Below are 20,403 nucleotides of genomic sequence, written 5' to 3'. Positions count from 1 at the left end.
GGCCGGGCCGCCGCCGCAATACCCGTCGCCCCGCTCAGATCAGTTGGCCGGCGTAGCCGGGTGCGGTGAGGAGCCGCTCGTCAGTGCTCGTCGCGTACGCGTCGAGGATCGCGTCGGCGAGCTTGACCACGTGCTCGTCGCCGTGGCGGGCCGCGCGGGCGAAGACCTCCGACGGCGGCGCGGGGGTCACTGTCGGGGGCGCGATGCCGGTGGCCGGGGCGTACACGGAGGTCATGGCCGCCGCCGCGGCCCAGGCCGCGGCGAAGCTCGGCGCCCACAGACCCCGGTCGAGTGCGGGCAGGGTACGCAGCACGGCGGTCGGCGCGGTGACCGCGTGCACCAGCATGACCGGCGCTGCGTGCCCGAAGCGCAGGTAGTCCAGGCCGGCCCGGTGCACCAGCGTGGTGAGCCCACGCTCCGCCTCGGCCGGGCTCCGCGCGGGGCGCAGCGTCGCGAGTGCCGGCTCCCATCGGGGTACGCCCGGCAGCTGGTCCAGCCGATCCCGGACGCCGCCGGTCTGGTCGTCGATCCGGGGCAGCCCGGCCAGCGCGGCCGCCACGTCGATGTCGTCGGCGCCCGGCTGGTCCGGGTCGCCGGTGAACAGCCGGTCGGTGCCGGGGATCGGCTGCCAGCGGGCCGCCCAGTAGCCGAGGGCCTGACCCAACTCGGTGAGCCGCTGTCGGTTCTCGTCGTCCGGGTCGAGCGCGCGTACGGCGTGCCCGACCCGGATCACACCGTGCGTGGCGCCGGCGGCGATGCCCGGCAGTAGCCGGGGCCACCAGGTGCCGAGCACCGCACGCCACTGGTGTTCGCGCAGTTGCCTGTCGAAGTAGGCCAGCCAGTCACCGGCGCGCCTCGGATCGCCCAGCGCTGACCGCCAGTCGTCGATTGGGTTCAGCCCTCGGGGCACCTCGTCGAGGCGGCCGAGGTAGTCGTCGAGCCAACGGTGCACCCGGTGCGGGTGCCCGTGTCGGACCAACGCCTCGACGGCCATCGGCCCGTGGTTGGACAGCCAGCCCTGATATTCGGGGCCGGTGCGGTGCAGCCGCTCGTACGCCTCGTCGAGAATCCCGTCACTCATCCGTCGATCGTCGGTGCTCAACCTCGCTTCAGGTCAAGCGGGCAGATCCGTGGCGTCGATCAGGCCGGTGATCCGTAGGTCGGCCGCGACCTCGGGCGGGCAGTCCACGGCCACCACCGCGGTGCCGAGCACCTCGGCGCCCCGCGCGGCGCAGATGTCGTAGAGGGCGCGTAGCTGCGCGCCGGTACGCACCCAGTCGTCCACCACCAGCACCCGGTCGTCGGGGCCGAGGTGTCGGTCCCGTACGGCGAGGTCGACCCGTCGGCCCCGGTAGTCCGGCGGGCTCTGCGCCCAGGTGAGTGGCCCTGCCGGCAGTCGCCCGTCACCGGGCTTGTGGGCGGCCACGAAGCCGACCCCGAGGGCGGTGGCGGCCAACGGCCCGAGCAGCAGCCCGGTGACGGCCGGCGCGAGCACCACGGTGGGCCGGGCGGCCCGGTACGGCGCCGCCAGGGCCGGCCCCAGCTCGGCCAGTACCGTCGGGTCCCGCCACCAACCGGAGATGTCGCTGACCAGGTGACTGGTGTCCGGGCCGGGGTCGATCCACTGGAACAGGGCGGCCAGGCGTTCGGTCAGATCGGCGGGCATCCGCTCATCCTGCGGCACGGGGGGTGGGCGTGGCGGCACCCGGGCCACCCGGCCCATCCCGGGTCGGATGATCGGCTACACGTACCTGTGCAAATACGGGCATAGCACCATGATCACGTTGACTTCGGAAGTGCTTCTCTCGTTACGGTCCGACCCGGTTTGTTCAGACGACGAAAGGACCGGGCCGGTGGCAGGCAAGCACTCCCGTACCCGCATCTTCTCCTCCCCGGCGGGCATCGTGGCCACCGCGGCGGTCGGCGTCGCCCTCGCCGTCGGAGGCACTGTAGGTGCCGTTCAGTTGGTCTCCGGCCCCGACCAGTCGGGGCAGGTGGCTCTCGACCTCACCCCGACCACCGCCGCGAGCAGCCTCACCCCCACCAGCGCCCCGGCCGTCACCCCGAGGGTCAGCGCCTCGCCCAGCGTGACCGCCAGCCCGTCGGCGACCCGGTCGCAGCAGGCCGCCTCTCGGGGCAAGGAGCGCACCGCGTCGCCGAAGCCGAAGCCGACGGTCAAGAAGACCACGGCCGCGGCGAAGGTGCTGGACAGCGGCTCGTGCGGCGCCTCGTTCTACTCCGACGGGCAGCTCACCGCCAACGGCGAGTCGTTCAACCCCGACGCGCTGACCGCCGCGCACAAGACACTGCCGTTCAACACCAAGGTCCGGGTGACCAACCCGGCCAACGGCAAGTCGGTGACGGTGCGGATCAACGACCGCGGCCCGTTCATCGACGGTCGCTGCCTGGACCTCTCCCGGGCCGCCTTCGCCAGCATCGCCTCGGTCGACGTGGGCGCGCTCACCGTCCGCTATGAGGTCCTCGGCTGAGTGGGATCGGCGACGCCGATTCGGCCGGCCGACTGGGCCGGCCGGACAGAACCTCCTCGGACGACGGGTCAGGTTCATTCACCGGTTCACGTGGATCAGGCAAACTGTCCCTCGTACCCACGCGACTCCTCCAGTCGGGCCGTCGCCCGCTGAGCCCCGGATCCCGCGCCGGCCTCGGCGCGGCCCTCGTTCTGCTCGCGATCGTCTCGGCGGTGGAGGCGGCGGACGGCCGCAAGGTGCACTACGTCGCGCTCCTGGCGGCCGCGCCGGTTCTCGCCGCCGCCCTGGCGTCCTGGCTGGTGGTCCTGGGAGTGGGCGTCGCGGCGACGCTGATCGGCGCCGGCTTCGCGCTGATCGCGCCGAAGGTCTCGTTGGACACCTCGGTCAGCGTTGTCGCGGTCGCGCTCGTCACCGGGATGGCCGTGGCGGTGGCCTGGGTTCGCCAGCGGCAGGCCGAGCGGATCGTGGAGCTGACCAAACTCGCCTCGGTGGCCCAGCAGGCGGTGTTGCGCCCGCTCGGGCCGCAGGTCGGCACGCTCTCGGTCGCGGGACGCTACATCTCCTCCACCGCGACGGCCGAGATCGGCGGCGACCTGTACGAGGCGATCGACACGCCCTACGGCGTCCGCATGATCATCGGTGACGTGCGGGGCAAGGGCCTGGACGCGGTCCGGCTGGCCAGCATCGTCCTCGGTTCCTACCGGCACGTGGCGTACGAGCGGGCCGACCTGCGGGCCGTCGTCGCCGACCTGGACCGCGCGGTGGCCCGCAACGTCGGCGACGAGGACTTCGTCACGGCGGCTCTGGTCGAGGAGCGCGGCGGCACCCTCACGATCGTCAACTGCGGGCATCCGCCACCGCTGCTGCTACGCCGGGGTGCGGTGATCCCACTGGAACCACCGGCCCCGGCGCCTCCGCTCGGGTTCATGCCAGTGGTCCGCCCCCGGGTCGAACGCCTGGAGCCCGGGGACCGGCTGCTGCTGTTCACCGACGGTCTCGGCGAGGCGCGGCGGGACGGCGAGTTCTTCCCGACCGCCGACCGGGCCTGGCGACTGCTCGGCCATGGCACTGTCGCCGACGGGCTGGCATCGCTGGAGACCGCCCTGGTCGAGTGGGTGCACGGTCGGCTCGACGACGACATCGCGCTGGTCCTGATGGAGTACGTGGGAGCCCGTACCGGCGCGGCCGTAGCCGTGCCGAGCTGGGAGGTCGGCGCCGCCGAGAGCTGAGCCGGCCGACAGCGCCCGCAGGTGTGTAATCGCCGTCACTTGGGTGATCCGCTTGTCGCTGCCTACCCGCGAGTAATACAGTCGGGGTTACTGATCGGTAACACCTGTCCGGAAGCGGGGCCAGCGAGCATGACCCACTACAAGAGCAACCTCCGGGATCTCGAGTTCAACCTGTTCGAGGTCTTCGGGGCGGACCGGGCGTTCGGCCAGGAGCCGTACTCGGATCTCGACACCGACACCGCCCGCAGCTTCCTCGCTGAGGTCGACCGCCTCGCCCGCGAGGATCTGGCCGCCAGCTACACGGACAGTGACCGCAATCCGCCGGTCTTCGACCCGGCGACGCACACCGCGCCGCTGCCGGAGTCGTTCAAGAAGTCCTACCAGGCATTCATGGACTCCGAGTTCTGGCGCCTGGACCTGCCGCCGGCGCTGGGCGGCACCAACGCGCCGCGCGCCCTCTGGTGGGCGCTCGCCGAGCTGGTGCTCGGCTCGAACGCGCCGGTCTGGATGTACGCCTCCGGCCCGTCCTTCGCGCACGTGCTGCACGTCGAGGGTAACGAGCGGCAGAAGAAGTGGGCCAGGCTCTTCATCGACAAGCAGTGGGGCTCCACGATGGTCCTCACCGAGCCGGATGCCGGCTCGGACGTGGGTGCGGGGCGCACCCGGGCGATCCAGCAGCCCGACGGCACCTGGCACATCGAGGGCGTGAAGCGCTTCATCACCTCGGGTGAGCACGACCTGAGCGACAACATCGTGCACTACGTGCTGGCGCGTCCGGTCGGCGTGGAGGGTGCCGGTGGCCCCGGCACGAAGGGCCTGTCGCTCTTCGTGGTGCCGAAGTTCCACTTCGACGAGACCACCGGCGAGCTTGGCGAGCGCAACGGCGTCTACGCCACGAACGTCGAGCACAAGATGGGCCTGAAGGTTTCCAACACCTGCGAGGTGACCTTCGGCGAGCACGGCGTACCGGCCAAGGGCTGGCTGCTGGGCGACAAGCACGACGGCATCCGGCAGATGTTCATGATCATCGAGTACGCCCGGATGATGGTCGGCACCAAGGCCATCGCCACCCTCTCCACCGGCTACCTCAACGCCCTCGAGTACGCGAAGAACCGCGTGCAGGGTGCCGACCTGATCCAGCAGGCGGACAAGACCGCCCCCCGGGTCACCATCACCCACCACCCGGACGTGCGCCGCTCGCTGCTGCTGCAGAAGTCGTACGCCGAGGGTCTTCGCGCTCTGGTCCTCTACACCGCCACCTGGCAGGACAAGGTCGCGCTGGCCGAGGCTGCCGGGGACGAGAAGGCCACCAAGCTGGCCAAGCGGGTCAACGACCTGCTGCTGCCGCTGGTCAAGGGCGTCGGTTCGGAGCGGGCGTACGAGATGCTCGGGCACGAGGCCCTGCAGACCTTCGGCGGCTCCGGGTTCCTCCAGGACTACCCGCTGGAGCAGTACGTCCGCGACGCCAAGATCGACACCCTGTACGAGGGCACCACCGCCATCCAGAGCCTCGACCTGATCTTCCGCAAGATCGTTCGGGACAACGGCAAGGCGCTGCTCGCGGTCTCCGGCGAGATCCAGGAGTTCATCTCCTCCGAGGCGGGCAACGGCCAGCTCAAGGAGGAGCGGCAGGCGCTGGGCAAGGCGCTGGCCGAAATCCAGAACATCCTCGGCGTGCTGACCGGCTGGCTGGGCGAGGCGCAGGGCGGCGACACCCGCGCGCTCTACAAGGTCGGGCTGAGCAGCCGGCGGTTCCTGCTGGCGATCGGCGACCTGGTGGTCGGCTGGCTGCTCCAGCGGCAGGCCGAGGTGGCGCTGAAGGCCCTCGCGGGCGAGGTCTCCGCCAGCGACAAGGCGTTCTACACCGGCAAGGTGGCCGCTGCCCGCTTCTTCGCCCGTGAGGTGCTGCCCCGCATCGGCGCCGACCGGCGGATCATCGAGGGTGCCGACCTCGACATCATGGACCTCCCGGAGGAGGCCTTCTAGGTCTTGTGCTGGGTCGCACCACCCGGCACCTGCCACGGCCGGTGGGGCTTCTGCCCCGCCGGCCGTCGCCGTCTCCGTCCGGCGGCGGCACGTATTGGCCGAGCCCGGTCGGGTATGCCGCTGGCGTGGCGGGTAACCGTCGCGTGACCTCGAAAGGGAACGCCCAGAGCCACCGCACGGGGGAGTGCAGCGCACATGGGTGTAGGAAGCGGCATTTTTCTCATCGCCATCGGCGCGATCCTGACCTTCGCGCTGAGGGCCAACGTCTGGTGGATCGATGTACGCGCGGTCGGCTGGGTGTTCATCCTGGCCGGGCTGGCCGTACTGCTGACCACTGTCTGGTTCTGGCAGGACCGGCGCAAGCGGGCTCGAACCCTCATCGTGGAGGAGAACCGGCTGTCTCATCCGACGGCGATGATGCCGCCACCGCCGGACCCGCCGCCACCAACGGCGCCGCCGTCCTGATCCCCGCACAAGGCGTACCCCTGAGCCACCCGTCGGATCGGCGGGTGGCTCAGTCGCGCGCGGTGTGGCGAGCCGTGAGCGGCGCTCCCGCCCTACTCACTTCCGCCCAAGCGGTTGGGACCCGGTGCACTGCCAGCTCGGCGGTGCGCAAACCCCCGTCGTCCACTCCCTCGGGATCCAGGAGCGCCGAAAGCAGCGAGATGCCCGGATTATGGGCAATGATCAGCGCCGTACGGGCCGCCGGGTCCACAGTGCGGACCAGCGACAACAACTCCTCGGGGTGCGCATCGTACGCACCCGGCTCATAGCGGACGGTTGGCCGAGGACCGGTCGGGCCGCCCTCCGGCGGTGAACCGGTCATCCCCATCGCCACCCCATGCCAGGTCTGCCGGGTGCGTCGGGCCGTCGAGCAGATCACCACGTCGGGCAGCAGCCCCTGATGCGCCAACCAGGCCCCAGCCGCAGCCGCGTCGGCGTTCCCGCGTGCACTCAGCGGCCGCTCCGCGTCGTCCGCCGCGTCGCTGCCCTGCTCGGCCTTCGCGTGCCGCAGCAACACCAGAGTCCGTGTGTCGGGGTCGACGTCCGTCATGCCCCCAGCTTGCCCGATTGGCGATCTCCGTGCCTGGGTAAGTCGATGGATGCCGCACCCCTACCGACGGCCGCGGCGCGACGTTAGAGCCGAGGAGCGAGACATGGGCATTGGTGGCAGCATCTTCTTGATCGCATTAGGCGCGATCTTCGCATTCGCAGTGGAGGCCGACCTGGGCTGGCTGGACCTGGCCGTGGTCGGCTGGGTGCTGATGCTCGCCGGCGTCGCCGGCCTGCTCACCACCCTCTACTTCTGGAACAGCCGCCGCCGCCCGGTGGTGGCCGCTCCGGTTCGCGAGGAGCGCGTGGTGGCCGACCGGGTCGTGCCGGTCCAGGACAACCAGGTCATGCAGGAGTACCGCGAGGTGCGTCGGCCGGGCCGACCGGTCTGATCCTCGCCCACACACTCCGGGGTCCCGCAGCGTCGCGGGGCCCCGGCTCGCGTCTGCGCCCGGTTCGCGTCTGCGCTCGGCTCGCGTCTGCGCCGGGACCGCCGGCGTCCCGCCACCCCTGCCAAGATCCGCACACTTTCAGGGAAGTTGCTGCCTGAGGGTGCGGCGAGGCAGCAGTTTCCCCGATGTTGCGCGGATCTTGAGGGCGGGCCCGATGCCGGGGCCCGCCCGGGAGCGGTGATCGGCCGAAGATCGCGCTCGATCCAGGAAATAGGGCTCTCGGGTGCCAGGGAGGCCACTACATCCTTGATCGAGCACGATCATGGCGGCCGCCGCCGTTGCGTTCGCGCCGAACGGCGTTGCCGGGACCAGGAGGCCGGGCTGCGTTCGCGCCAGTGTGCGTTTATGCCGGGCTGCGTTCGCTGGCCGCCTGTGCACCGGCCGTTCGGGTCGCGCCTGCGTCGTGGCCGTTCGGCTCAGGCGAACAGCGCGAAGTAGATCGCGATGTGGTGACAGAGCGCCGCCAGCAGCGTGCAGGCGTGGAAGAACTCGTGATGGCCGAAGACGGTCGGCCACGGGTTGGGTCGGCGCAACGCGTAGAAGACCGCGCCGACGCTGTAGATCGCGCCGCCGACGATCAGCAGCACCAGCGCTGCGACGCCGCCCCCGTGCAGGATCTCCGGCAGCATGGCGACCGCCACCCAGCCCAGCGCCAGGTAGAGCGGTGCGGACACCCAGCGCGGCGCGTGCGGCCAGATCACCTTGACCGCCACGCCGGCCAGCGCGCCGCCCCAGACCAGGGCCAGCATCACGGTGGCCGGCCGGGGGGCGAGCAGCATCGCGCAGAGCGGTGTGTACGTGCCGGCGATGAAGACGAAGATCATCGAGTGGTCCATCCGGCGCATCACCTGGTAGCCGCGCTCTGACCACACACGACGGTGGTACAGCGCGCTCGTGCCGAAGAGCCCGCAGACCGTCAGGCTGTAGATGAGGCAGCTCACCAGGGGTGCCCACCCCGGCCGGGTCGCGGCGATCGAGCAGAGCACGATGCCGCAGACCACGGCGACGAAGAAGGCGTACGTGTGTAGCCAGCCGCGCATCCGGGGCTTACCGATGTCGACCGGCTTCAGGCGAAGCGGGGCGGAGGTGGTCACCCAGTCAGGTTACGGCACCGTAGGTTACTTGTAAGTAGTGGCGTTGGTGACACCTGGCACCGTCAACGTGAACACCGGATCGACTCGACATCGGCGAGGATGAGCGAATGCGGATCCGGCCCGTCGGGGCGCACGCCCTGCTACTCGACTGCACCACCCCCGCCGACACCCCCGAAGCCGCGGCCGACATCCCGGAAGCCGTGTTTGTCGAAGCGTGGCGGGCCGAGCTGTGGCGGCGTCGGGAGCGGGGCGACCTGATCGCCGTGGAGATCGTGCCGGCGGCCCGGACAGTCCTGCTCGACGGCCTGCCCGACCCGACCACCACGGCCGAGCAGCTGATCCGATGGGCGCCCGCCGTCACCACCGCGACCATTCGCCCCAATCAGGCCGACGCCGACGCCGACGGCAACACCGACGGCAACACCGACGGCAACACCGACGCCGACGCCGACGCCCACGGCAAAGCCCACGCCAAAGCCGAAGCCCACGCCAAAGCCGACGCCCACGCCAGAGCCGACGCCGACGCCCACGCCCACAGCGCCACGACCGGAGACGGAGCCGACGGCGCGGCGGACGTGGACGTACCGGTCATCTTCGACGGGCCGGACCTGCCAGCGGTGGCGGAGCACTGGGGCGTGGACGTGCCGGCAGTGCGGCACCGGTTGGCCAGCACCCGGTTCCGGGTGGCCTTCTGCGGATTCGCCCCCGGATTCCCCTACCTGACCGGGCTGCCCACCGAGTTGGCGCTGCCCCGGCTGGCCACGCCCCGTCCCCGGGTGCCGGCCGGCTCGGTCGCGTTGGCCGGCCCGTACGCCGGCATCTACCCGGGCGCTTCCCCGGGCGGCTGGCTGCTGGTCGGTCGGACCGACCTGGTGCTGTTCGACGTGGCCGCCGACCCGCCGGCCCGACTCGGTCCGGGCACAACGGTCCGGATGGTGGCGGCGTGACCCACCCGGCCGCCATCGAGGTGCTCCGCGCCGGTGCGCTCACCACAGTGCAGGACCTGGGCCGGCCGGGTTGGGCGCACCTGGGCGTACCGCGGTCCGGTGCCCTCGACCCGGGTGCCCTGCGGTTGGCCAACCGACTGGTAGGCAATCCGGAGCAGGCGGCCGGCCTGGAGATCACCCTGACCGGTTGCACAGTGCGGCTGACCCGGGCGGCGACGGTGGCTGTGACCGGCGCCGAGGTCGCCGTCCAGGCGGGTGTCCGACCCGGTGACACCGGACGCCCGCTCACAGTGCCGGCGGGGACGGTGCTGCGGATCGGTCCCGCCCTGCGGGGTGTACGGACTTGGCTGGCGGTGGCGGGCGGCATCGACGTGTCGCCAGTGCTCGGTAGCCGGGCCACCGACACCCTCTCCGGGCTGGGACCGCCCCGGCTACGGGACGGTGACCTGCTGCCGCTCGGTGACCCGGTCGGCGCCCCCGCACCGGTGGACCTGACCGTGTGCCCCACGCCGCCTGAGGAGCTGCACCTGACGTTGGTCCCCGGTCCTCGCGAGGACTGGTTCACGCCGACCGCGTTCGACAGGCTCTTCGGCAGCGCGTACACCATCAGCCCGGTGAGCAACCGGGTCGGCGCGCGGCTCGCCGGCGCGGCGCTGCCCCGCGCGGTGGCTGGCGAACTCCCCAGCGAGGGCATCGTGCTCGGCGCGGTGCAGGTGCCGGCGGACGGACAACCCCTGATCTTCCTCGCGGACCACCCGACCACCGGTGGATACCCAGTCATCGGGGTGGTCACCGACGTGACCCCGCTCGCGCAGGCCCGGCCAGGTACTACCGTCAGATTCCATGGACCTCAACGCTGACCTGGGCGAGGGATTCGGCATCTGGCGACTCGGCGACGACGAGGCGCTGCTGAGCCTCGTCACCTCCGCAAACGTCGCCTGCGGCTTCCACGGCGGCGACCCGTCCACCATGCGGCGGGTCTGCGAGGGCGCCGCGCGGCGCGGGGTCGCGGTGGGCGCGCAGGTCGGCTACCGGGATCTGGCCGGCTTCGGCAGGCGGCACATCGCGTACGACTTCGCCGAGCTACGCGACGAGGTGACCTACCAGTTGGGGGCGCTGGACGCGTTCTGCCGGTTGTTCCGCACCCGGGTCCGCTACCTCAAGCCGCACGGGGCGCTCTATCACGCGGCCAGCACCGACGAGTCCCAGGCGGCAGCGGTGGTCGCCGCCGTCAGCGGCTACGACCCCGAGCTGCCAGTACTCTGCCTTCCCGGCTCGACGCTCGCCCAACTCGCCGTGGGCGCGGGCCTGCCGGTGGTTGCCGAGGCGTTCGCCGACCGCGCCTACCTGCCCAACGGGGCGCTGGTGCCGCGCGGCACCCCCGGCGCGGTGATCACCGATCCCGAGCAGATCGCCGAACGGGCGGCGCGGATGGCCACCGAACGCAGCGTGGTGGCGGTCGACGGCACAGTCATCCCGTGCTCGGTCGACTCGATCTGCGTGCACGGTGACACCCCGGGCGCGGTTTCCGCCGCCGAACTCGTCCGCGCCACCCTGATCGACGCCGACATCACGCTGGCCCCGTTCGCCTGATCGGAGGGGCCCAACTGGGCCCCTCCGATCGCGTCAGGCGTCCAGGCCGCGAAGCACCAGCGGCAGCCGGGTCACCGCGCCGTCGACCACCCGGACCGGTACGCCCCAGTCCTGCCGGGTCAGGTGGCACGCCGCGTGCTCGACGTCCGCGTCACAGGTCGCCGCCTGCGCGGTCACCTGAAGCACCCCTGCGGTGACCTCGCCGTTGAGCACCAACCGGCGGGAGAGTTCGGTGCCAGTGCCGGCACCGTCCACCAGCAGTTCCGGCGGGGACGCGGAGACCACCAGCCGGGTCGACGGCCCGTACGTCTCGTCCAGCTTCTGCCCCGGCGCCGGGGTGAAGACGATGTCCAGGGTGACCTCGCCGGCGGCGACGTCGGTCGGCTTGCGCTCCGTGCGGCGCCGGGGCCCGTCCACAGTGCTGGCACCCGCCGCCGACAGGGCACCGGGGGCGAGCCGGGTCAACCGGTGCGCGGCGGACTCCACCACCAGCACCTCACCGGACGGGGTGAGCACCAGGTCGCTCGGCTCCGCCAACCCGTCGGCGACTGTGGAGACCTGGTTGCTGGCCGGGTCGAAGCGACGCACCGCGCCGTTGTACGTGTCCGCGATCAGCACCGAGCCGTCCGGCAGCGCGCACACGCCCAGCGGGTGCTGGAGCAGCGCCGACTCCGCCGGGCCGTCCACGTGCCCGAAGTCGAACAGGCCCTGCCCGACGGCGGTGCCCAGCACACCGTTCTCGACGTACCGGACGGCGCTGGACTCGCTGTCGGCCACCCAGAGCCGGGTGCCGTCCGCGGAGACGGAGAGCCCCGACGGTTGGGCCATCCACGCCTCGGCCAGCGGGCCGTCGCGCAACGCCTCGACAGTGGTGCCGGCGTACATGCCGGCGGTCCGCTTGATCGGGTCGAACCACCAGAGCTGGTGGATGCCGGCCATCGCGATGATCAGCTTGTCGTCGTACCAGGCCAGGTCCCACGGCGACGAGAGGTCGACGGCGAACGCGTCGTGGGCGTGGTCGTCGACCTCGGCGCGCCACTGCCGCCCACTGCCGGCCACGGTGACCACCTCGCCGGACTCCAGCCGTACGCCGCGCAGCAGGTGGTTGACAGTGTCGGCCACCACCAGGTCGTAGCCGGCCACCTCGGCGACGTGCGTGGGCAGCAGGCACACCCCCTGCGGCTCGGAGAACGTCGCCGCGGTGGCCGGCCCGTCCGCCCGGCCGCGCTCGCCCGAGCCGATCCGACGCACCGGCGTCTCGCCGTCCGGGTCGATCTCGACCAGGGAGTGCCGGGCCGAGTCCGAGACCAGCAGGTTGTCGTTGGGCAGCAGCACCGCCTTACCCGGGAAGCGCAGCGCGGTCTCCGGTGCCGGCGGCGGGACGTATGGGCCGTTCCCCCGGTGCAGGGTGCCCTTCGCCTCGTGGGTGGCGACCAACTCGTCGATCAGTCGGGCCAGCCCCTCGGCGTGCCCCTCGCCGGCCATGGTGGCCACCACGTAACCCTCGGGGTCGATCACCGACAGGGTCGGCCAGGCCCGGGCGGCGTACTGCTGCCACATGTCCAGCTCAGGATCGTCGAGTACGGGGTGGTGCACCCCGTACCGCTCCACCGCGGCGGCGAGGGCGTCGGCGTCCTTCTCGTGCTCGAACTTCGGCGAGTGCACGCCGATCACGACGAGCACGTCGCCGTACTTCTCCTCCAGCGGGCGCAGCTCGTCGAGCACGTGCAGGCAGTTGATACAGCAGAACGTCCAAAAATCGGCAATGACGATCTTGCCGCGGAGGTCGGCGAGCTTCAGTTCGCGCCCACCGGTGTTCAGCCAGCCCCGACCGCGCAGTTCGGGGGCGCGTACACGCGCTGTCGTTCCCATGCCTGTCAGCCTGCCACGCCCCGTGGGCCCAGCCGCCGTGACCCGTACGACAAGCGTCCTAGCCTGCGCCGCCTTCGCTGCGGCGACCTGCGCGATCTTGCACTTTCTGTCCCGACCTAGGGTGCATTTGGTGCAAAAGAACGACCGAAGCTGCAAGATCGACGGGCCGAGCTGCGAATAGCTTGCTCAGTGGCCGAGCTTCCCGATCTCGCTGATCTCGGTCCCAAGAGTGGGACAGGCCCAGACCGCTCGGTCGGCGCGTACCACCGCTGTCAGGGGGTGGCTCTCGGGATGCTGGGGACAGGGCGGCCAGTTGGTGGCACGACCCAGTGACCACAGTGCCTCCACCGCCCAGTCCTGAACCTGGTCGGCGAGTGTAACGATCTGCGTCACTGTGGGTAGTCCGAGGTCGATCGAGATCCCTCGGCCGGAACCGTCGGAAGCGTAGAGGAAGGCGCTGGCGGTCTGTGGGTCGTCTCGCCACGGTTCATCGCGGAGATCGGGCTGCACCCCGTCAGGCTTCCCAAGATCGGACAAGATCGGCTCCAGCGCCGCCGCCAACTCGCGTTGCACGACCGGATTGTGCCTGAAGCAAGAGGCTCCGGGTACGACGACGGCGGAGCCACGGTTGCCCGTGACCCCGCCGTCGGTGGAGCTACTTCGTGGCCGGCTTCAGGCAGAGCACCCGGTTGGTGCCCTCACCCGGCAGCACCACGTGGGGCTGCGTCGTGTCGGTGCACTTCTCCTTGGCGTCCACCTTCGAGACGATCGTGAACGCGCCCGCCTCGCCGCAGTCCGCCGCCGAGGCGCCGCCCTGCCCGGACTGCTTCACGCAGGTGCCGACCGCCGGGTCGAAGGACGGCGTGTCGTCCCCGCCGACCTTGCCGAGCAGCAGCAGCAGGCCGAGCGGCACCGCCAGGATGAGCATCGCGGCGATCAGCACCGCGGCCAGCACCCGGCCGTTGCGCACCTTCGGCGTCGGTGGCTCCACCTTCGGCTCGTCGGCGTCCGGCTTGAACGAGTCGAACCGACCCTGGTCCGCCTGGCCGGTCTCCTGGCCCCAGGACGGCGCGGGCTGCGGCGGTGGCGGGAACGACGGGAAGCCGCCGCCCGGCGCCGGTTCGGTCGCCGGCCCACCGAAGTTCGGCGCACCGAAGGTCGCCGCCCCGTTCACAGTGGCAGCACCGGCGGCAGGCGACCCGGGGCCGCCGAACTGGTCCGCCGGCGGCTCGGCACCGGAGTGCGGGCGGGTGCCGTTCACCGGCCTGTTGTTGCCCGGGGCGTCGACGAAGGACGGCACACCGGGCGGGAACGCCGGCGGTGCCGGCGGGGCCTCGTTGAATGAGTTCGCTGCGGCCTGCCGGTCGTCGAAGCGCGGATCGGCTGGGGACTCGCCGCCCCAGCCGGGCCCAGCCTGCCGCTGCGCGTCGTTCTGCCAGTCGGGTGGGGACTGCTGCCGCTGCGCGTCGTTCTGCCAGTCGGGAGCGATCTGTCGCTGCCCCTCGTGCTGCCAGTCGGGCGTGGCCTGCCGTGGCGCGTCGTTCTGCCACTCCGGAGCACCCTGGCGGTCGGCGCCCGAGTCGCCCTGGAACGCCTCCGGCTCCGGCTCGGCCTCCGGCTCCGGTCGCGCCGGACGGCCGTACACCCGGGGTTGCGGGTTGGCCGTGCCGGTCGGTCGGATGGCCTGGTCGGTCGGGGGCATCACCCGGCTGGCCAGCGGCACCGAAGCGCTCGCCGTGGCGCGGGCGGCTGCCCCGGCTGCCGATTCGGCGTCCGACACCGGTACGACCGCGCGGCCCGCTCCGGACTCCGGAGAGGTACGTGGGGCGGGCACCACGGCGCCGCTCGCAGAGGCGTCCTCGGTGCGGCCACCGTACTGCGCGGCGGCGTCCGGGGTCTCCCGCTCGGCGTAGGCGGGCTGCTCGGGGATCGGAGCGAACTGGGCCTGGGGCGCGTAGTCGGCCGGCGGGGCGGCAGCCAGGCTGGCACCCGGGACGCGCTGCTCCTGCGGGGGCAGCGGCACCGCGTTCGCCGGCGAGATGCCCGGCGCGGGCCCAGGCTGATAGGCCGGTGCCTCGTCGCCCCGGTCCGCCTCCCAGCCTCCACGGGACTGGGCGGAAGCCTCGGCCTCCGCGCGACCCCACACCTCACCGGGTGCCCACGGCTCGACCTCCGACACGCCGCCGGAGTTGCCCTGGGCGGCGTTGTCCGGGCCGGTGGCCCAGTTGGGCGCGCCGCCGCTGGTGGGCACGCTGGCGCTGGCACGGGCGGGGAGGTTGGTCGGCTCCGCCGGGGTCCACGCCGCCTGCTCCGGCCGCTCGGTCGGCTGCTCCGGTTGGGAGAGCACCCAGTCGGGCTGCTGCGGACGGCCTTCGGCCTCGCCCCAGGCGGCCGGCTGCGCGGACTGGTCCTGCCGTGCGTCGCTGCCGTCGTTCCACCCGGCGGGCTGCGCCTGCTGCTGCTGCTGCGCGGCCCACCCGCCGGAGTTGGCCGGATCGTCCTGCGCGGGCCAGTTCGTTGTCGGAGCCGGGACCTGGGCGGCGCCACGGGCCGGGCTCGGCTGGGCGGCCTGACCCCAGCCGGGGGCGGGCTGCTCGGTCGCTTCGGCGGGCTGGCCCCAGGTCGGTGGCGACTGCTCCGCCGGCGTCCACACCGGCTGGTCGTCGCGGGCGGCACCGGCGGCGGGCCAGCCGCCGTTGCCAGTGGCCTGGTCCTGCTGGGCGCCGCCGGACCAGCCGGCGGCCTGCGGTGCCTCGGATTGCGGAGACTCGGCCGCTCGCCAGTCTGCTGCGGGCGGGTTGGCCTGCGCCGCGCCGCCCCAGCCGCTGGCCGGGTCCTCCTGGGCGGGCCAGGCCGCGGTGGCCGGGGGAACCTGCGCGGCGCCCCGTGCGGCAGGCTGGGCCTGAGTCCAGTCCGGCTGCTCAGCGGGGGCGTTCGGGGTCCAGGTCGGTGCGGGAGCGCTCTGCTCGGCCGGCGTCCAGCCCTGCTGTTGCGCGGCCCAGGGGTCGGGCTGTGCCGGCGCTGGCGCACCGTCGTTGCCGGGCCACGTGCCGGGCTGCTGCTGCGGCGGCTCGCTCGCGCCACCACCGGCGGCCCAGGCGGGCTGCGCCGGGTCGTTGGGTTGCGGAGCGGCTGCGGCACCCCAGGCGGGGGCCGCCGGCTGCTCGGGCTGGGCCGCCCATGCCGGCACCGACGGGTGGGGCCGTGTCGGGGGCGGGGGTGCCCAGCCCAGGTCGGGGCCGGCGGCGTTCTGGCCGTTGTCCGGCTGCGCCGGGCGGTCGCCGTACGGCGCCGGTCCGCCGGCGCCCGGCGACACCTCGTCCGGCTCTTGGCCGGGTCGGTGCGGGCCCTCGGACGTCATGGGTGCGCCTCCTCCATCACATGTCGGCTCGCCGGTGCCGATCGGTCTCCTCGGCGTGGCTGCCGGCGTCACCGGCGTACCGCTGTGCCGGCTCCCCGCACGGTATCGGGTGGTGGCACGACACGTCCAAGGAGCACTGGTCGTCACTCACCGTCGCCGGTTGATGTCGAGCAGTTTCTGTCGGCTCGGCCTCTGCCGGGTCGGCGGGCGGCGACCGAAGCCCACCGTACCGGGCGCTGCGGCAGGGCGGAATCCCGGTGGTGGTGGTTCGGAAACGCCGATGGCCCACCCGGTGGGCCGGGTGGGCCATCGATCTGGAGGAGGTGAGGAATGTCGTGGAGCGTCAGCTCATGTGACGCTGGGCGATGACGAGGATCTCCTCGCGAACCGCCGGCGAGTTCGCCGAGCGCAGCGCGTGCTCGATGGCACGGGCGCGGCGGGTCGCGTCGCGGTGGTTGCGGATTCGCTCGATCATGCTCATTGGTGGGTCCCCCTAGCTATTCGGTTGTCAGCCCCTGATGCCTCTATTCAACAGCAGAAGCCGGCGAACTTCCATCGATTATTAGGTGAGCTGAGACACCTGCCTAACAATCAAAGGTCAACAGGCCATCTGGCCGACGGTTCCGTTGCCCAACGGACACGGCCGGTGTGCCGGGCGTTAACCCGTGGCACACCGGCCGTGGCTGGCGTTCGAAGCGATCAGGTCCAGGCGAGCAGGGCCGCCTCCGGATCCGTGAGGAAGTCGCCGATGTCCCGCAGGAACTTCGAGCCCAGCTCACCGTCGACGATCCGGTGGTCGAAGCTCAGCCCCAGCGTGGTGACCTGGCGAACCTTGACCTTGCCCTTGTGCACCCAGGGCATCTCCCGCACCGCGCCGAAGGCCAGGATCGCGGACTCACCCGGCGGCAGGATCGGTGTGCCGGTGTCCACCCCGAACACGCCGACGTTGGTGATGGTCAGCGTGCCGCCGGACATGGCCGCCGGCGAGGTGCGGCCGGACTTCGCCGTCTGCACCAGGTCGGTCAGCGCGTCCGCCAACTCCCGCAGCGAGAGTCGGCCGGCGTCCTTGACATTGGGCACGATCAGGCCGCGTTCGGTGGCCGCCGCGATGCCGAGGTTGACGTACTCCTTGACCACGATCTCGTCGCCCGCCCAGGTCGAGTTGACCATCGGGTGCCGTTGCACCGCCAGCAGCACCGCCTTCGCCACCAGCAGCAGCGGCGAGACCCGTACGTCGCGCCACTCCCGTCGGCCGCGCAGCCGGTCCAGGGCCTTCATCGCCCGGGTCACGTCGACGGTCAGGAACTCCGTCACGTGCGGGGCGGTGAACGCCGAGCGGGACATGTTCTCGGCGGTCAGCTTGCGGACGCCCTTGACCGGGATGCGCTGCTCCCGGTCCGCGCCGAAGCTGGGCGCGGTCGTCGCCGCGATCGGCTCGGCAACCACCACACTCGCGCCGCTCGCCGCCTGCTGGACGTCCTCCCGGGTGATCGAGCCGAGCGGCCCCGATCCGGTCAACGTGCCGAGGTCGACCCCGAGATCCTTCGCGAGCTTGCGCACCGGCGGCTTGGCCAGCACCCCGCCGGTCGCCGTCGCGGCCCGCCCGTTCTGGGCCGGCGCGACCACCGGTGGCGGAGTCGGCGCCGCCGGTGCGGGAGCCGCCACGGCCTGCGCCGGGACCGCGCCCTTGCGGGGGCGGCGCTTCGCGGCGGTGGTACGCGGGCCGTAGCCGACCAGCACCGCCGTCCGCCCACCCGGGGCCGCACCACCGATGAGGCCGGGCTCGACCATGCCCTCGGCCGGTGCCACCTCGACCGCCGCCAGCGAGGCCGCCGACGGGGTGGGCAGGTCAGCGCTGGGCGTGGCAGTGGTCGACGGCGCGTCCAGCGGCCCGGCACCCGGGTCGGTGTCGATCGCGATGATCGGCGTACCGACCTCGACAGTGGTGCCCTCCGGGTGGTGGATCGCCTGGACCTGACCGGCCCACTTCGCCGGGATCTCCACGGCCGCCTTCGCCGTCTCCACCTCGACGATCGGCTGGTTCAGCTCGATGGTGTCGCCTACCTTGACCAGCCAGGCCAGGATCTCGCCCTCGGTCAGCCCCTCGCCCAGGTCAGGCAGGTTGAACGTCTTGATCCGGGACATGTCGCTCACCAGCCGAAGGTGCGGTCGACGGCGTCGAGCACCCGGTCGAGGTCGGGCAGGTACTCCTCCTCCACCCGGGCGGCCGGGTAGGGGGTGTCGAAGCCGGTCACCCGTAGTACTGGCGACTCCAGGGAGTAGAAGCACTCCTCGGTGATCCGGGCGGCCAACTCGGCGCCGAGGCCGATGTTGGACGGCGCCTCGTGCACCACCACCGCACGGCCAGTGCGCTTCACCGACTCGTACGCCGCGGTCAGGTCCAGCGGCGAGAGCGAGCGCAGGTCGATGACCTCCAACTCCCGGCCGTCCTCGGCGGCGGCGGTCGCCGCCTCCAGGCAGGTCCGCACCATCGGGCCGTAGGCCAGCACGGTGACGTCGGTGCCGGGCCGCACGACCCGCGCCGAGTGCAGGGGGTACGCGGCGGACAGCGGCGCGTCCAGGTCGACCTGGCCCTTCTCCCAGTAGCGCCGCTTGGGCTCCAGGAAGACGATCGGGTCGTCCGAGGCGATGGCCTGCTGGATCATCACGTACGCGTCCTGCGGGTTGGAGCAGGTCACCACCTTCAGGCCGGCGGTGTGCGCGAAGTATGCCTCCGGCGACTCGGAGTGGTGCTCGACAGCGCCGATGCCGCCGCCGAACGGGATCCGGATCACCATGGGGATGCTGAGCCTGCCGCCCGAGCGGTAGTGCATCTTCGCCACCTGCGACACGATCTGGTCGTACGCGGGGTAGACGAAGCCGTCGAACTGGATCTCGCAGACCGGCCGGTAGCCGCGGATGGCCAGACCGACAGCGGTGCCGATGATGCCGGACTCGGCCAACGGGGTGTCGATCACCCGCTGGTCGCCGAAGTCCTTCTGAAGACCGTCGGTGATCCGGAAGACGCCGCCGAGCTTGCCGACGTCCTCGCCCATGATGATGACCTTGGGGTCGTTCTCCAGGGCGCGGCGCAGACCGGTGTTGAGGGCCTTGCCGATGGTGAGCGTCTCCGTGGCCATCAGTGGGCGCTCCCCTCGAACGACTCCATGTAGCGGCTGAACTTCGCGCGCTGCTCGTCGAGCAGCGGCGACCCGTTGGGGTAGACGTGGTCGAACATCGTCACCGGCTCCGGGTCCGGCATCTCCAGGACCCGCTCGCGCAGGTGCACCGACTCGCGGCGGGCCTGCTCGTCGACCTCGGCGAAGAAGCCCGCGTCGGCGATCTGCTGCTTCTCGAGGAAGGCCTTGACCCGGGCGATCGGGTCCTTGGCTTGCCACGCCTCGACCTCGCTGGCGATGCGGTAGCGGGTCGGGTCGTCGGAGGTGGTGTGCGCGCCCATCCGGTAGGTGTACGCCTCGATCAGGCTCGGGCCCTGCCCGAGGCGGGCGTTGTCCAGCGCGGTGCGGGTGACCGCGTACGTGGCGAGCACGTCGTTGCCGTCCACCCGTACGCCGGGGAAGCCGAAGCCGGCGGCCCGCTGGTAGAGCGGGACACGGGTCTGCCGCTCCAGCGGCTCGGAGATCGCGTACTGGTTGTTCTGGCAGAAGAAGACCAGCGGCGCGTTGAACACGCTGGCCCAGACGAACGCCTCGTTCACGTCGCCCTGGCTGGTGGCGCCGTCGCCGAAGTAGGCGATCGCCGCCTCGCCGTCGTCGGTGCCGGTCTTGCCATCGATGGTGATCCCCATCGCGTAGCCGGTCGCGTGCAGGGTCTGCGCGCCGATGACGATCGTGTACATGTTGAACTTGAACTCGTTCGGGTCCCAGCCGCCCTGGTCGACGCCACGGAACAGGCCGAGCGGCATGATCGGGTCGATGCCCCGGCAGTAGAGGACGCCGTGCTCCCGGTAGGTCGGGAAGGCCATGTCCTGGGTGCGCAGCGCCCGCCCGGAGCCGACCTGCGCGGCTTCCTGGCCGAGCAGGCTGGCCCACAGGCCCAGCTCGCCCTGGCGCTGAAGAGCGGTCGCCTCGGCGTCCAGCTTCCGGACCAGCACCAGATCCCGGTAGAGACCGCGGTATTCCTCGTCGGTGAAGTCGACGCGGTACTCGGTGCCGTCCGGCCCGGTGGCGCTGTCAATCCGCTCGCCTTCGGGGGTGAGTAGCTGCACCAGCGCGGGGTCGCCGGTCGCGCCCTTCCTGGAGCGGGGTGCAGCCCGCTTGCTGCGGGTGGTGCCCCCGGGGTCGCCCTTTGCCATCGGTCTCTCCCT

General features: G+C 72.0%; 18 protein-coding genes. 8 read left to right on the top strand and 10 right to left on the bottom strand.

Annotation, left to right across the window (positions count from 1 at the left end; translation table 11 throughout):
• Positions 1-34: 34 nt before the first annotated feature.
• A complete protein-coding gene (locus tag OG992_RS20545; protein ID WP_266304066.1) occupies positions 35-1,081 on the bottom strand; it encodes a questin oxidase family protein in 1,047 nt (348 codons plus the stop codon).
• A gap of 33 nt (positions 1,082-1,114) precedes the next feature.
• A complete protein-coding gene (locus tag OG992_RS20540) occupies positions 1,115-1,666 on the bottom strand; it encodes a phosphoribosyltransferase family protein (RefSeq protein ID WP_266304065.1) in 552 nt (183 codons plus the stop codon).
• A 187-nt stretch (positions 1,667-1,853) separates the two neighbouring features.
• Here OG992_RS20540 and OG992_RS20535 point away from each other — a divergent pair, with 187 nt between their 5' ends.
• The 4 genes from OG992_RS20535 (at position 1,854) to OG992_RS20520 (ending at position 6,169) form a co-directional block, all read left to right on the top strand.
• The gene (locus OG992_RS20535; RefSeq protein WP_266304064.1) at positions 1,854-2,489 is read left to right on the top strand and encodes a septal ring lytic transglycosylase RlpA family protein; all 636 of its coding nucleotides are present in this window, start codon (positions 1,854-1,856) and stop codon (positions 2,487-2,489) included.
• 104 nt (positions 2,490-2,593) lie between these two features.
• Positions 2,594-3,718 (top strand): PP2C family protein-serine/threonine phosphatase, encoded by a 1,125-nt coding sequence (locus tag OG992_RS20530; protein ID WP_266305240.1) that lies wholly within the window; start codon positions 2,594-2,596, stop codon positions 3,716-3,718.
• Positions 3,719-3,847: 129 nt separating this feature from the next.
• Entirely contained in the window at positions 3,848-5,704 is a 1,857-nt protein-coding gene (locus OG992_RS20525) for an acyl-CoA dehydrogenase (protein ID WP_238685222.1), read from the top strand.
• Between the two features lie 195 nt (positions 5,705-5,899).
• Entirely contained in the window at positions 5,900-6,169 is a 270-nt protein-coding gene (locus OG992_RS20520; protein ID WP_030487564.1) for a DUF6458 family protein, read from the top strand.
• Between the two features lie 49 nt (positions 6,170-6,218).
• Here the strand turns inward: OG992_RS20520 and OG992_RS20515 are convergent, their stop codons facing one another.
• Entirely contained in the window at positions 6,219-6,758 is a 540-nt protein-coding gene (locus OG992_RS20515; protein WP_266304063.1) for a histidine phosphatase family protein, read from the bottom strand.
• A gap of 103 nt (positions 6,759-6,861) precedes the next feature.
• Here OG992_RS20515 and OG992_RS20510 point away from each other — a divergent pair, with 103 nt between their 5' ends.
• Positions 6,862-7,149: a DUF6458 family protein gene (locus tag OG992_RS20510; RefSeq protein WP_238685224.1), complete on the top strand. Its 288-nt coding sequence runs from the start codon at positions 6,862-6,864 to the stop codon at positions 7,147-7,149.
• Between the two features lie 476 nt (positions 7,150-7,625).
• Here OG992_RS20510 and OG992_RS20505 read toward each other — a convergent pair whose 3' ends face one another.
• Complete coding sequence (locus OG992_RS20505; protein ID WP_112601190.1) at positions 7,626-8,303, bottom strand: hemolysin III family protein; 678 nt, start codon at positions 8,301-8,303, stop codon at positions 7,626-7,628.
• A 107-nt stretch (positions 8,304-8,410) separates the two neighbouring features.
• On the opposite strand from OG992_RS20505, the gene OG992_RS20500 reads away from it, so the two are divergent.
• Genes OG992_RS20500 through OG992_RS20490 form a run of 3 tightly spaced genes read left to right on the top strand, consistent with a single transcriptional unit; the run spans position 8,411 to position 10,843 of the window.
• Complete coding sequence (locus OG992_RS20500) at positions 8,411-9,250, top strand: allophanate hydrolase subunit 1 (RefSeq protein WP_266304062.1); 840 nt, start codon at positions 8,411-8,413, stop codon at positions 9,248-9,250.
• A complete protein-coding gene (locus tag OG992_RS20495) occupies positions 9,247-10,110 on the top strand; it encodes a biotin-dependent carboxyltransferase family protein (RefSeq protein ID WP_266304061.1) in 864 nt (287 codons plus the stop codon). The genes OG992_RS20500 and OG992_RS20495 overlap by 4 nt, the downstream gene beginning before the upstream one ends.
• Positions 10,094-10,843 (top strand): LamB/YcsF family protein, encoded by a 750-nt coding sequence (locus tag OG992_RS20490; protein WP_238685227.1) that lies wholly within the window; start codon positions 10,094-10,096, stop codon positions 10,841-10,843. The genes OG992_RS20495 and OG992_RS20490 overlap by 17 nt, the downstream gene beginning before the upstream one ends.
• A 33-nt stretch (positions 10,844-10,876) precedes the next feature.
• Here the strand turns inward: OG992_RS20490 and OG992_RS20485 are convergent, their stop codons facing one another.
• The 6 genes from OG992_RS20485 to pdhA form a co-directional block, all read right to left on the bottom strand.
• Positions 10,877-12,715, bottom strand: a complete 1,839-nt coding sequence (locus tag OG992_RS20485; RefSeq protein ID WP_266304060.1) for an NHL domain-containing thioredoxin family protein — start codon at positions 12,713-12,715, stop codon at positions 10,877-10,879.
• Positions 12,716-13,370: 655 nt separating this feature from the next.
• The gene (locus OG992_RS20480) at positions 13,371-16,076 is read right to left on the bottom strand and encodes a hypothetical protein (protein ID WP_266304059.1); all 2,706 of its coding nucleotides are present in this window, start codon (positions 16,074-16,076) and stop codon (positions 13,371-13,373) included.
• A 343-nt stretch (positions 16,077-16,419) separates the two neighbouring features.
• Positions 16,420-16,557 (bottom strand): hypothetical protein, encoded by a 138-nt coding sequence (locus OG992_RS20475; RefSeq protein ID WP_165435866.1) that lies wholly within the window; start codon positions 16,555-16,557, stop codon positions 16,420-16,422.
• 218 nt (positions 16,558-16,775) lie between these two features.
• Positions 16,776-18,230 (bottom strand): dihydrolipoamide acetyltransferase family protein, encoded by a 1,455-nt coding sequence (locus tag OG992_RS20470; protein WP_266304058.1) that lies wholly within the window; start codon positions 18,228-18,230, stop codon positions 16,776-16,778.
• Positions 18,227-19,216, bottom strand: coding sequence for an alpha-ketoacid dehydrogenase subunit beta (locus OG992_RS20465; protein ID WP_238685242.1), 990 nt, complete (start codon positions 19,214-19,216; stop codon positions 18,227-18,229). The genes OG992_RS20470 and OG992_RS20465 overlap by 4 nt, the downstream gene beginning before the upstream one ends.
• Entirely contained in the window at positions 19,216-20,391 is a 1,176-nt protein-coding gene (gene pdhA / locus OG992_RS20460) for a pyruvate dehydrogenase (acetyl-transferring) E1 component subunit alpha (protein WP_238685243.1), read from the bottom strand. Before pdhA ends, OG992_RS20465 begins: the two co-directional genes overlap by 1 nt.
• Between the last annotated feature and the right edge of the window lie 12 nt (positions 20,392-20,403).

Origin of the sequence: Micromonospora sp. NBC_00362 (assembly GCF_026342155.1) — a bacterium.
GTDB lineage: Bacteria > Actinomycetota > Actinomycetes > Mycobacteriales > Micromonosporaceae > Micromonospora > Micromonospora hortensis.
Note: the sequence above shows the minus strand (reverse complement) of the source record. Positions and strands in the feature narration are given on the sequence as shown.

What these genes read in the sequence shown, in the direction of transcription:
- OG992_RS20545 (WP_266304066.1), bottom strand. Translation starts at nt 1,081, where the DNA reads ATGAGTGACGGGATTCTCGACGAGGCGTACGAGCGGCTGCACCGCACC.
- OG992_RS20540 (WP_266304065.1), bottom strand. Translation starts at nt 1,666, where the DNA reads ATGCCCGCCGATCTGACCGAACGCCTGGCCGCCCTGTTCCAGTGGATC.
- OG992_RS20525 (WP_238685222.1), top strand. Translation starts at nt 3,848, where the DNA reads ATGACCCACTACAAGAGCAACCTCCGGGATCTCGAGTTCAACCTGTTC.
- OG992_RS20520 (WP_030487564.1), top strand. Translation starts at nt 5,900, where the DNA reads ATGGGTGTAGGAAGCGGCATTTTTCTCATCGCCATCGGCGCGATCCTG.
- OG992_RS20515 (WP_266304063.1), bottom strand. Translation starts at nt 6,758, where the DNA reads ATGACGGACGTCGACCCCGACACACGGACTCTGGTGTTGCTGCGGCAC.
- OG992_RS20510 (WP_238685224.1), top strand. Translation starts at nt 6,862, where the DNA reads ATGGGCATTGGTGGCAGCATCTTCTTGATCGCATTAGGCGCGATCTTC.
- OG992_RS20500 (WP_266304062.1), top strand. Translation starts at nt 8,411, where the DNA reads ATGCGGATCCGGCCCGTCGGGGCGCACGCCCTGCTACTCGACTGCACC.
- OG992_RS20490 (WP_238685227.1), top strand. Translation starts at nt 10,094, where the DNA reads ATGGACCTCAACGCTGACCTGGGCGAGGGATTCGGCATCTGGCGACTC.
- OG992_RS20485 (WP_266304060.1), bottom strand. Translation starts at nt 12,715, where the DNA reads ATGGGAACGACAGCGCGTGTACGCGCCCCCGAACTGCGCGGTCGGGGC.
- OG992_RS20480 (WP_266304059.1), bottom strand. Translation starts at nt 16,076, where the DNA reads ATGACGTCCGAGGGCCCGCACCGACCCGGCCAAGAGCCGGACGAGGTG.
- OG992_RS20475 (WP_165435866.1), bottom strand. Translation starts at nt 16,557, where the DNA reads ATGAGCATGATCGAGCGAATCCGCAACCACCGCGACGCGACCCGCCGC.
- OG992_RS20465 (WP_238685242.1), bottom strand. Translation starts at nt 19,216, where the DNA reads ATGGCCACGGAGACGCTCACCATCGGCAAGGCCCTCAACACCGGTCTG.
- pdhA (WP_238685243.1), bottom strand. Translation starts at nt 20,391, where the DNA reads ATGGCAAAGGGCGACCCCGGGGGCACCACCCGCAGCAAGCGGGCTGCA.